Here is an 11,518-nt window from a genome sequence, read left to right on the forward strand (position 1 = left end):
TACAGGCCTGTTGCCTACGAAACCATAAGCACCGCTAACCCGCTTGACGCCAAGGTCCTGCAGTCGGACCTCCGGCAGGAGCGAGTACGGGCGCGAAATGCCTCACTTGGCAGGACGAAGTGTTGGCTACCAAAACACAAATTGCATTGAAGCAAGCTGATCTAGAGGTCGTGAGATGAGTAAAAAGCGTTACCCCAGACTGTTTGGCATATTGCCCTTTTTAGGCATGCTTTTACTCAGTGGGTGCAACTGGACCCTGCTCGACCCGAAGGGCCAGGTCGGCATTGAGCAAAAGAACCTGATCCTGATCGCCACTGGCCTGATGCTGCTGGTCGTCGTACCGGTCATCATCATGACCATCGCGTTCGCCTGGAAGTACCGTGCTTCCAACAAGGCTGCCACCTACACGCCCGACTGGTCGCACTCGACCAAGATCGAAGCGGCTGTCTGGATCATCCCGATCCTGATCATCATTGCCCTGGGCTACGTCACCTACCACTCCACCCACAAGCTGGACCCGTACCGTCCACTGGATTCCGAAGTGAAGCCGGTGCAGATCGACGTGGTCGCGCTGGACTGGAAGTGGCTGTTCATCTACCCGGAGCAGGGCATCGCCACCGTCAACAAGATCGTCTTCCCGGCTAATACCCCGGTCAACTTCCGCGTCACCTCCGACGCCGTGATGAACTCCTTCTTCATCCCGGGCCTGGGCGGCCAGATCTACGCCATGGCCGGCATGACCACCAAACTGCACCTGATCGCCAACGAGAACGGCGAATTCGACGGTATCAGCGCCAACTACAGCGGTGCTGGCTTCACCGGCATGAAATTCAAGGCTACTGCCACCTCCCAGGAAGACTTCGACAAGTGGGTCGCCGAGGTCAAGCAGTCGCCGAAGAAGCTGGACAAGGCTGAATACGACGCCTTGGCCAAACCAAGCGAAAACAACCCAGTCGCGCTGTATAGCGAGGCTTCGCCTGACCAGTTCCAGCTGATCGTCGACAAGTACGAAGGCATGAACCGCGGTCGTCCGAGCCACGAAGAAGCAGGCAGCAAAGATCTGGCCACTACCAAGGGTGTGGAATCGAGTATGCAACCAGCTGCCGGTGCAGAGGAGTAAGAGATGTTCGGTAAATTAAGCCTGGAGGCGATACCCTATCACGAGCCGATAGTCATGGTGACGCTTGCCATGATTGCGCTCGGTGGTATCGCTTTGGTCGGTGCTATCACCTATTTCCGCAAGTGGACCTACTTGTGGACTGAGTGGCTGACCACGGTCGACCACAAGAAAATCGGGGTGATGTACATCATCGTCGCGATGGTCATGCTGCTGCGCGGCTTCGCCGACGCCATCATGATGCGTACCCAGCTGGCTGCCGCTACCGGCGGCGCCGAAGGCTACCTGCCGCCTGAACACTATGACCAGATCTTCACCGCCCACGGTGTGATCATGATCATCTTCATGGCGATGCCGTTCTTCACCGGCCTGATGAACCTGGCGGTTCCTCTGCAGATCGGTGCACGTGACGTTGCCTTCCCGTTCCTGAACTCCCTGAGCTTCTACCTGCTGCTGGCAGGCGTGCTGCTGGTCAACATCTCCCTGGGCGTTGGTGAATTCGCCAAGACCGGTTGGGTTGCCTATCCGCCGCTCGCGGGTATCCAGTACAGCCCTGGCGTGGGTGTGGACTACTACATCTGGGCGCTACAGCTATCCGGATTGGGTACGACGCTTACCGGTGTGAACTTCCTCGTCACCGTGATGAAGATGCGCGCGCCTGGCATGAAGCTGATGGACATGCCGATCTTCACCTGGACCTGCACCTGGGCCAACGTGCTGATCGTCGCTTCCTTCCCGATCCTGACCGCTGCACTGGCTCTGCTGACTGTTGACCGTTATCTGGACTTCCACATCTTCACCAACGAGCTTGGTGGGAACCCGATGATGTATGTCAACCTGTTCTGGGCCTGGGGTCACCCTGAGGTTTACATCCTGATCCTGCCGGCCTTCGGTGTGTTCTCGGAAGTCACCTCGACCTTCGCTGGCAAGCGTCTGTTCGGCCACCACTCGATGATCTACGCATCGGGCGCGATCGCTGTTCTGGGCTTTGCCGTCTGGCTGCACCACTTCTTCACCATGGGTGCAGGCGCGAGCGTCAACACCTTCTTCGGTCTGGCGACGATGCTGATCTCCATTCCGACCGGTGTGAAGCTGTTCAACTGGCTGTTCACCATCTACCAGGGCCGTCTGCGTTTCACCGCGCCGATCATGTGGACCCTGGGCTTCATGGTCACCTTCTCGATCGGTGGTATGACTGGCGTTCTGCTGGCTGTTCCAGGTGCTGACTTCGTTCTGCACAACAGCCTGTTCGTTATCGCCCACTTCCACAACGTGATCATCGGTGGTGCGGTATTCGGCTACATCGCCGGCTTCGCCTATTGGTTCCCGAAAGCCTTCGGTTTCACCCTGAACGAGAAGTGGGGCAAGGCTGCCTTCTGGTTCTGGATCTCCGGCTTCTACGTAGCGTTCATGCCGCTGTACGCCCTGGGCTTCATGGGTATGACCCGTCGTCTGAACCACTCGGACAACCCGGCTTGGGAACCCTACCTGTACGTTGCCGTCGTCGGCGCCGTGCTGATCCTGTTCGGTATCGCTTGCCAGCTGATCCAGCTGTACGTATCGGTCCGCGACCGCAACCAGAACCTGGACGTCACTGGCGATCCATGGGGTGGCCGTACCCTGGAATGGTCGACTTCGTCGCCACCTCCGTTCTACAACTTCGCCCACATGCCTGAGAAGGTTGGCCTGGACGCCTGGCACGAAGCCAAGGAAGCCGGTGTCGCCTACAAGCCTGCGGCCAAGTACGAAGCGATCCACATGCCGAGCAATACCTCCACCGGTTTGTTCATGGGCCTGTTCCTGACCGTCTTCGGCTTCGCATTCATCTGGCACATCTGGTGGCTGGTTGGCGCGAGCCTGGTTGCAACCATCGCTGTCTTCGTTCGCCACGCCGCGCGTGACGACCAGGGCTACATGGTTCCGGCCGAAGAAGTGGCGCGCATCGAAGGCGAGCGCATGAAAGCGCTGGCCAAAGCAGGTGCTCTGCCTGCCGGCGCACGTGTCGAATCGTTTGAGCGGGTGTAATCAATGTCCAGTCAAGTAATCCACGCCGGCGCTCATGGTCACGACCATGGGCACGACGATCACCACCACGACTCGGGCCAGATGACCGTACTCGGTTTCTGGCTGTACCTGATGACCGACTGCATCCTGTTTGCGTCGCTCTTCGCCACCTACGCGGTGCTGTCCGGCAGTTTTGCCGGCGGCCCGTCGGGTCATGACATCTTCCAGCTCGATTTCGTAGCTGTTGAAACCGCACTGCTGCTGCTGTCCTCGATCACCTTCGGCTTTGCCATGCTGCAGATGTTCAAGGGCAACAAAGGTGGCGTGCTGGGCTGGCTGGCCATCACCTTCCTGTTCGGTGCTGGCTTCATCGCGATGGAAGTCTATGAGTTCCATCACCTGATCGGCGAAGGCTTCGGCCCGAACCGCAGCGGCTTCCTGTCGGGCTTCTTCGCCCTGGTCGGCACCCACGGTCTGCACGTGACTGCCGGTCTGATCTGGATGGCTGTCCTGATGTATCAGATCAGCACCAAGGGCATCACCCCGACCGCCAAGACCCGCATGAGCTGCCTGAGCCTGTTCTGGCACTTCCTGGACGTGGTCTGGATCTGCGTATTCACCGTCGTCTACCTGCTGGGAGTTCTGTAATGGCTAGCGCACACGACACTCATCACGAAGGCAACCACGGCAGCGTCAAGTCGTACGCGATCGGCTTCATCCTGTCGATCATCCTGACCGCGATCCCGTTCGGTCTGGTGATGTACCCGAGCCTGCCGAAGAACCTGACCGTCCTGATCGTGGTGGCCATGGCCGTCATTCAGGTGGTGGTGCACCTGGTGTACTTCCTGCACATGGACCGCTCGAAAGAGCAGCGTTCGAATGTGTCGACGTTCCTGTTCACCACTCTCGTAATCGCTCTGTTGGTCGGCCTGTCGCTGTGGATCATGTTCAGCATCCACATCGAAATGATGGCCAAGTGAGGTAAGACTGCATGTCCGTGAAGCACTTTATCCAAATCACCAAACCGGGGATCATTTTCGGTAACGTGCTTTCCGTGGCAGGCGGTTTCTTCCTTGCCTCGAAGGGCCATGTGGACTTCGCCCTGTTCCTGGCGGTAGTGGTGGGGACCTCTCTGGTCGTCGCGTCCGGTTGCGTGTTCAACAACTGCATCGACCGCGACATCGACCAGAAGATGGAGCGCACCAAGAACCGCGTCATGGTTCAGGGCGGCATGTCGCTGACCCTCGCGCTGATCTACGCCACCCTGCTCGGGGTGGCGGGCTTCAGCCTGTTGTATGTCCAGGCCAATCCGCTGTCGGCGTTCTGCGCAGCTGTGGGCTTCGTCGTCTACGTCGGCTTCTACAGCCTGTGGCTCAAGCGCAAGTCGGTACACGGTACCTTGGTCGGCAGCCTGTCCGGTGCCATGCCTCCGGTGATCGGTTACTGCGCCGTCAGCAACAGCTTCGACCTGGCTGCCGTGACGCTGCTGGTGATGTTCAGCCTGTGGCAGATGCCACACAGCTTTGCCATCGCCATCTTCCGCTTCAAGGATTACAGCGCTGCCAACATTCCGGTTTTGCCGGTGGCACGCGGTATTCTCGCGGCGAAGAAGCAGATCGTGCTGTACGTACTGGCCTTCGTGCTTGCCACCCTGATGCTGACCTTGGGCGGTTACGCCGGCCTGGGTTACCTCGCCGTGGCGGCTGCCATGGGCCTTTACTGGCTGTACATGGCCTGGGGCGGCTACAAGGCTGAGGACGATAGCAAGTGGGCCCGCAAGGTCTTCGGTTTCTCCATCCTCACCGTCACTGCCCTGAGCGTGATGATGTCGGTGGACAGCCAGACTGCCGCGGACGTGCTGATGACATACGCACGCTGATACAGACGCCTGTTACACGAAAACCCCGGCCTTGTGCCGGGGTTTTTTTATGCCTGTGGTGTGTGTTGCGGCTTCTTCGCAGTTTACCGGTGATAGGGCCAGCCCAGGCAACGTAAATCTAATGAATTCGATAAATAAGCCTAAAAAGATCTAATAAAACAGGAAATCGTCCTTTACAGGTTGTATGTTTCGGCACTATCTTCTGATTCGGCCGCCGCAGCGGCCCACGTCGCTCGGACGGTTCCGGGCGCTTACGTCATTCGAGGAAGCCATGGCCAACCCAGGTTCGCCGCGCCGCTTTGCGCGCATCGATCGTCTCCCCCCTTACGTCTTCAACATCACAGCCGAGCTCAAGATGGCCGCCCGCCGCCGTGGCGAGGACATCATTGACCTGAGCATGGGTAACCCCGACGGTGCCACGCCACCGCATATTGTCGAGAAGCTCGTCCAAGTCGCCCAACGGGAAGACACTCACGGTTATTCCACCTCCCGCGGTATCCCGCGTCTGCGCCGCGCCATCTCACGCTGGTACCAGGAGCGCTACGAGGTCGACATCGACCCGGAAACCGAAGCCATCGTCACCATCGGCTCCAAGGAAGGCCTGGCGCACTTGATGCTTGGCACCCTCGACCATGGCGACACGGTACTGGTGCCCAATCCCAGTTACCCGATCCACATCTACGGCGCGGTGATCGCCGGTGCCCAGGTGCGTTCGGTGCCGCTGGTGCCAGGCGTGGACTTCTTCAACGAGCTGGAGCGGGCGATTCGCGAATCGATCCCCAAGCCCAAGATGATGATCCTGGGCTTCCCGTCCAACCCGACCGCCCAGTGCGTCGAGCTGGACTTCTTCGAGCGTGTGGTCGCGCTGGCCAAGCAGTATGACGTGTTGGTGGTTCACGACCTGGCCTACGCCGACATCGTCTATGACGGCTGGAAAGCCCCCTCGATCATGCAGGTGCCAGGCGCCAAGGACATCGCGGTGGAATTCTTCACCCTGTCCAAGAGCTACAACATGGCCGGCTGGCGCATCGGCTTCATGGTCGGCAACCCGGAGCTGGTCAGCGCCCTGGCCCGGATCAAGAGCTACCACGACTATGGCACCTTCACCCCGTTGCAGGTGGCGGCCATCGCCGCGCTCGAAGGCGACCAGCAGTGTGTACGCGATATCGCCGAGCAATACCGCCAGCGCCGCAACCTGCTGGTCAAAGGGCTGCATGAGATCGGCTGGATGGTCGAAAACCCCAAAGCCTCGATGTACGTGTGGGCGAAGATTCCCGAAGCCTATGCTCACCTGGGCTCGCTGGAGTTCTCCAAGAAACTGCTCGCCGAGGCCAAGGTCTGTGTGTCGCCCGGGATCGGCTTTGGCGACTATGGCGATGACCATGTGCGCTTCGCCCTGATCGAGAACCAGGACCGTATTCGCCAGGCCATTCGCGGCATTCGGCAGATGTTCAGGGCCGATGGCTTGACGCGAAAATAAGCTGCAAGCCGCAAGAGGGCCGCGTGAGCAGCGGCCTTTTGCGGCTTTTCAATCTTGATGCAGCAAGTCGCCTTGCCGCTTGCTACTTGCCGCTGACAAGCGGTGGTTTTTTTTGCTTTCCCCCTCTTCTCAGCCACCCCTGGTTGGACTGAGAATGGCGCGCGGGCCTAGCCCTCATAACAACAACCCTCCCTCCGTGCCATCATGTCCGAATACAACCCTTGCCTTGACTGCGGCGCCTGCTGCGGGTACTTCCGTGTGTCTTTTTTCTGGGGCGAATGCCAATCAGCCGGGGGCGTGGTGCCCGACGATCTGGTGGTTCAGATCAACCCAACCCGGGTCGCGATGATCGGCACCGATGCCAAACCTTGCCGCTGTACGGCGTTGGGTGGCGAGATCGGCAAGCAGGTCGCTTGCACCATCTACGAAAACCGCTCGAGTCCATGCCGAGAATTCGAAGCCTCGTGGGTCAACGGTGTGCATAACCCCAGCTGTGACGCAGCCCGCGCGCATTATGGGCTGCCGCCGCTGGAGGCCAACGAGCCGCACTGGCCGGAGGATGATGGGGCCGAAGTGGCCTGACAGGGGCTTGTGGCGGGAAACCACCTGTTGCGTGAAACACAGGTGCTGTATGGTTTCAGGTTCGTCCAAATACCCTGGAGCCTGAGGTTGTCTGCCTATTACCTGCCGTTGTGCCTGCTTGTGTACCTGATCGGCCTGTTTTTTGACGGCGCGTTGATGGGAGCAGGTCGGCACATGCCTGCCTTGCAGATGCTGCTTTACGGGCCCTGGGGCGTACCGTTCGGCTTGTATCAATGGTTTGCCAACCCGTTGCTGGTGCTAGCGGTGCTGGCCCATCGGCGCTTTCGCCGGTTGGCGTTGCTGTTGGGGGTGTGCGCCCTGTACCTGGCGCTCAGTAGCCTGGGTATCGAGCGGCTGCCGGACAACCACAGCTATGCCTTCCAGGACGTCACCGGCTTCGGTGTTGGCTTCTACTTGTGGAGCCTGGCGATCCTGGTGTTTTGCCTGGGGCAGGCCTGGTGGTGCTGGAAGGCACGGCGCGCCGACGACATGCCCGGCTGGCACTGGCTCGATGTGGCGCTGATTGCTGCGATCGCCGTCACGATGTATGCCGGCACTCAGATGCCTGCACTGCATTTCGATGTGGACAAGGTCCTGATGCCGCCGGAGTCGTCACAGTCGCTGTGACTGCAGCTGTGTTGCCAGCGAGCAAGACAGTGCGAACACCACATCAGCGAGACGTACCCCACTGCACCACCAGCATACCCGCCACGATCATCCCGACGCCCGCCAGGCGCAGAGCGTTGACGGGCCGTTCCGGCAACCCCATCAGCCCCCATTGGTCGATCAGCAGTGACGACAGCACCTGCCCGGCGATCACGCAGACGATGAATCCCGCAGCCCCCAGCCGGGGTGTCAGCACCAGTGCGGCAGTGATGTAGAGCACACCCGCCACACCGCCAAACCAGGCCCACCAAGGCGCCTGGGCCAGGTTCTGCAACTGCGGCACAGGTGCTCGCATCAGCAGCAAGGCAGGGACCAGCATCAGCAGGCTGATAGTCAGCGATACCCCCGCCGCCCACAAAGGGTGGCCCAGCAAGCGACCGAGCGCGGCATTGCTGCCGGCCTGGAAAGGCACGGCGGCGCCTGCCAGCAGTGCAACGAGCAAAGGGAGGACGGCTGAGAAGGAGAGGGCGTGCGGCATTGAATGGCTCCTGTCGAAAACACTAGGCGCAGTGTTGTTTATCCATTTCAATGATGGAAATTCGAAATTCACACAGGCTGTATTCGTCATATGGATGATTTGCGTCGTATCGACCTCAACCTGCTGTTGACCCTGCATGCCTTGCTCAGCGAGCAGCATGTTTCACGGGCTGCCGTACGCCTGCACCGCAGTCAGCCTGCCGTGAGCCATGCGCTGGCCCAGCTGCGAGACATCTTCGCTGACCCACTGTTGGTGCGCCGGGGCGGCCGTCTGCACTTGAGCAGCCGTGCCCAGGCCCTGCATGAGCCGCTGGAGCAGGCCCTCGCACAGCTCGACGGCCTCTTGGGGAGTCCGCGTTTCGAACCGAACCGGGCGCGACGCACCTTTCGCCTGGCAATGTCGGACTATGGCGCGCGGGTGGTGTTGCCGGGGCTGATGCGCAAGCTCAGAGAGCAGGCGCCAGGCATCGACCTGGTGGTATCCCAAGGCAGCCGTGAAGCGATGATCGGACAGTTGATCGACGGTGAAGTGGACTTGGCCCTAGGGGTGTTCCCCGATTTGCCCTCAGAGGTGGAGGTACAGGTGTTGTTCGAGGAGTCGTTCATCTGCCTGGCGGACCGCCACAGTCTACCGGCGCGCACCGGGCTTTCGCTGGCTCAGTGGCTGGCGCGACCTCACGTGCTGGTGGCCGTGCGGCCGGGCATCGACAACGAGATCGACTTGGCGCTCCAGGCGTCGGGTCAGGGGCGGCGGATCGCGCTCACCCTGCCGCACTGGGGCGTGGCCCAAGGCGTGATCAGCGGTACGGACCTCATTCTGACCGTGGCCCGCCGCAGCCTGGCGGGTACCCGGCTCGACCCTGGGTTGCGCTGCTTTGCGCCACCACTGCCGATCGCGCCGTTTGCCTTTACCCAGGCCTGGCACACCCGGCGCGAGGGCGATGCCGGTCACCGCTGGCTGCGTGAACTCATCCGTACGCTTTGCGATGAACACGATGTGCCGAGCTTAGCCAGTTGAGCGCAGGGTTCTGAGGGTGGCGCCGTCGCCATGGGAGCGCCGCTCCGGCGCCCCTGGCTTATGCGGGGCAGGGCTCAGGGCGCGAGGCGTGGCTCGCGTTTGGCCCGGGCCTTGAGGTATTCGCGCACCTCGACCCCGTCGCCGGCAAACTCGATACGCTCTGCCTTGGCTTGGCGTTGGTAGGCATACATCGGGTCGTAGTATTCGTTGAGCAACCCTTCGATCCAACCCCGGTGCAGATCCACCGCGCCACTGCGCAGCTGCTCGTCCAGGGCCTGGCCCAGCAGCGCCGACAACCGCTGGAAGCGCTCACCGCCCAAGCGCTTGTGGATATTGCCCATGCTTTGCAGCATGCGTTCGGCGAACAGCCGACGGCCGTCTTCGTCGCCATGCAAGGCGACGAACTCGGCGCACAGGTTGATCACGTAGTCCCGCAGGATACGCTCCACGCGGTTTTCGAAGCTGTCTTCCAGCCACACCAGCGGGTACTGCTGCATGCCCTGGTACAGCTCCAGGGGCACCGAGCAACTCCCGACGATGCGCCCTTCATCCTCCAGAACGAACTGCTGCATTCCTCGGGCGCGCTTTTTCAGGATGTCGATGGCCAGCTGGTTTTCGAAATCGATCTGCGCCGGCTGCGCCGTGGCCCGCTTGCCGAAGCTCGAGCCGCGGTGGTTGGCGTGGCCTTCGAGGTCGAGCACGTTGTCCAACTGAAGCAGCACGTCGGTCTTGCCCGTGCCGGTAAGGCCGCCTACCAGCACGAAGTCGCACTGCTCGACAGCTTGCAAGGTGGTCTCCAGCAGGAAGGTCCGCATGGCCTTGTAGCCACCCTTGACCTTCGGGTACTGGATGCCGGCTTCGTCCTTCAGCCAGCCTTGGACGATCTGTGAGCGCAGGCCTCCGCGGAAGCAGTACAGATAGCCGTCGGGGTGGGCCTTGGCGAACGCCGCCCAGGCTTCCAGGCGTGCCTGCTTGATGGCGCCGCCGACCAGTTGGTGACCCAGGGCGATGGCGGCGGCCTGGCCTTGCTGCTTGTAGCAGGTGCCGACCTTTTGCCGCTCTTGATCGTTCATCAGCGGCAGGTTGACGGCGCCGGGGAAGGCCCCCTTGGCGAATTCGATCGGCGCGCGCATGTCCATCATCGGCACGTCGTCGAGGAACAGTTGGCGGTAGTCGGTGCAGTCGTTGCGCATCAAAGCACCTCGACCGCGTGGGTCTGTCGCTCGACCAGCTCGCCGATTGGCGAGAGGGCCAGGTTCAGTTCTGCGGCTACGGCGAGGAATTCGGCCTCGCCCTCGGGGCTGACCGCCACCAGCAATCCACCGCTGGTCTGCGGGTCGCACAGCAGGTGTTTCTGGTCTTTGGTCAAGGCTCCGATCTTGTGGCCGTAGCTGTCGAAGTTGCGCAGGGTGCCGCCAGGGATGCAGCCCTCGGCCAGGTAGTGATCGACGCTGGGCAGGCGTGGCACGGCATCGTAGCGCAGGTGCGCCGTCAGGCCGCTGCCTTCGGCCAGCTCCACCAGGTGGCCGAGCAGGCCGAATCCGGTGACGTCGGTCATGGCCTTGACGCCGTCGAGCTTGCCGAAGCGGCTGCCGGGGGTATTAAGGGTGCACATCCAATCGCGGGCCAGGCCCTGGTCCTGGGTGCGCAGCTTGGCCTTCTTCTCGGCGGTGGTGAGGATGCCGATGCCCAGGGGCTTGGTCAGGTACAGGCGGCAGCCGACGTGGGCGGTGTCGTTGCGCTTGAGGTGGCGCTTGCTGACCACGCCGGTGACCGCCAGGCCGAAGATCGGCTCGGGCGCATCGATGGAGTGACCACCGGCCAGCGGGATACCCGCTTCGGCGCACACGGCGCGCCCGCCGCGGATGACTTCGCGGGCGACTTCCGGCGGCAAGACGTTGACCGGCCAGCCGAGGATGGCGATGGCCATCAGCGGGTCACCGCCCATGGCGTAGATATCACTGATAGCGTTGGTGGCAGCGATGCGGCCGAAATCGTACGGGTCGTCGACGATCGGCATGAAGAAGTCGGTGGTCGAGACCACGCCGCGTTCATCGTCCAGGGCGTACACGGCGGCATCGTCGCGCGAGGCGTTACCGACCCAGAGTTTCGGGTCCAGGGCCTGGGCGCCGCTTTCGGCGAGAATCACATCCAGCACCTTGGGGGAGATCTTGCAACCACAGCCGGCGCCATGGCTGTACTGGGTCAGACGAATCGGTTCGCTCATACGCACCTCGGATTTTCGTGATGCGCGATTGTAGCAAAGCTGGCCTTTGCGCCAGCGGCTCTTATAAT

Annotated in this window: 12 protein-coding genes; 9 read left to right on the top strand and 3 right to left on the bottom strand. The window is 61.4% G+C overall.

The window, feature by feature from the left end; translation table 11 throughout:
- The first annotated feature begins 175 nt into the window (after positions 1–175).
- The 8 genes from cyoA to BLS27_RS13975 all read left to right on the top strand — a co-directional run bounded on the left by cyoA (position 176) and on the right by BLS27_RS13975 (position 7,689).
- Positions 176–1,120, top strand: coding sequence for a ubiquinol oxidase subunit II (gene cyoA / locus BLS27_RS13940; protein ID WP_043208031.1), 945 nt, complete (start codon positions 176–178; stop codon positions 1,118–1,120).
- Between the two features lie 3 nt (positions 1,121–1,123).
- Positions 1,124–3,142 carry a cytochrome o ubiquinol oxidase subunit I gene (gene cyoB, locus BLS27_RS13945; RefSeq protein WP_043208033.1) on the top strand — a complete coding sequence of 673 codons (2,019 nt, stop codon included), beginning with the start codon at positions 1,124–1,126 and terminating at the stop codon, positions 3,140–3,142.
- Positions 3,143–3,145: 3 nt separating this feature from the next.
- On the top strand, positions 3,146–3,769 hold the full coding sequence (gene cyoC, locus BLS27_RS13950) for a cytochrome o ubiquinol oxidase subunit III (protein WP_043208035.1): 624 nt from the start codon (positions 3,146–3,148) through the stop codon (positions 3,767–3,769).
- Positions 3,769–4,101 carry a cytochrome o ubiquinol oxidase subunit IV gene (gene cyoD, locus BLS27_RS13955; RefSeq protein WP_043208038.1) on the top strand — a complete coding sequence of 111 codons (333 nt, stop codon included), beginning with the start codon at positions 3,769–3,771 and terminating at the stop codon, positions 4,099–4,101. Before cyoC ends, cyoD begins: the two co-directional genes overlap by 1 nt.
- Positions 4,102–4,112: 11 nt before the next feature.
- Positions 4,113–5,000: a heme o synthase gene (gene cyoE / locus BLS27_RS13960; protein ID WP_043208040.1), complete on the top strand. Its 888-nt coding sequence runs from the start codon at positions 4,113–4,115 to the stop codon at positions 4,998–5,000.
- Between the two features lie 271 nt (positions 5,001–5,271).
- A complete protein-coding gene (alaC, locus tag BLS27_RS13965; RefSeq protein ID WP_043208041.1) occupies positions 5,272–6,480 on the top strand; it encodes an alanine transaminase in 1,209 nt (402 codons plus the stop codon).
- A gap of 204 nt (positions 6,481–6,684) precedes the next feature.
- The gene (locus BLS27_RS13970; protein WP_043208043.1) at positions 6,685–7,062 is read left to right on the top strand and encodes a YkgJ family cysteine cluster protein; all 378 of its coding nucleotides are present in this window, start codon (positions 6,685–6,687) and stop codon (positions 7,060–7,062) included.
- 87 nt (positions 7,063–7,149) lie between these two features.
- Positions 7,150–7,689, top strand: coding sequence for a hypothetical protein (locus BLS27_RS13975; protein ID WP_090345254.1), 540 nt, complete (start codon positions 7,150–7,152; stop codon positions 7,687–7,689).
- A gap of 43 nt (positions 7,690–7,732) precedes the next feature.
- On the opposite strand, the gene BLS27_RS13980 is transcribed toward BLS27_RS13975, so the two are convergent.
- A complete protein-coding gene (locus tag BLS27_RS13980; protein ID WP_090345256.1) occupies positions 7,733–8,206 on the bottom strand; it encodes a DMT family transporter in 474 nt (157 codons plus the stop codon).
- A gap of 90 nt (positions 8,207–8,296) precedes the next feature.
- Here BLS27_RS13980 and BLS27_RS13985 point away from each other — a divergent pair, with 90 nt between their 5' ends.
- Positions 8,297–9,223, top strand: a complete 927-nt coding sequence (locus tag BLS27_RS13985) for a LysR family transcriptional regulator (protein WP_090345258.1) — start codon at positions 8,297–8,299, stop codon at positions 9,221–9,223.
- Between the two features lie 74 nt (positions 9,224–9,297).
- On the opposite strand, the gene mnmH is transcribed toward BLS27_RS13985, so the two are convergent.
- Together mnmH and selD are read right to left on the bottom strand one after the other, a co-directional pair.
- Positions 9,298–10,416, bottom strand: coding sequence for a tRNA 2-selenouridine(34) synthase MnmH (mnmH, locus tag BLS27_RS13990; protein ID WP_090345260.1), 1,119 nt, complete (start codon positions 10,414–10,416; stop codon positions 9,298–9,300).
- Positions 10,416–11,450: a selenide, water dikinase SelD gene (gene selD, locus BLS27_RS13995; RefSeq protein WP_090345262.1), complete on the bottom strand. Its 1,035-nt coding sequence runs from the start codon at positions 11,448–11,450 to the stop codon at positions 10,416–10,418. The genes mnmH and selD overlap by 1 nt, the downstream gene beginning before the upstream one ends.
- Between the last annotated feature and the right edge of the window lie 68 nt (positions 11,451–11,518).

The sequence above is a fragment of the Pseudomonas guariconensis genome, assembly GCF_900102675.1.
Classification (GTDB): Bacteria; Pseudomonadota; Gammaproteobacteria; order Pseudomonadales; family Pseudomonadaceae; genus Aquipseudomonas; species Aquipseudomonas guariconensis.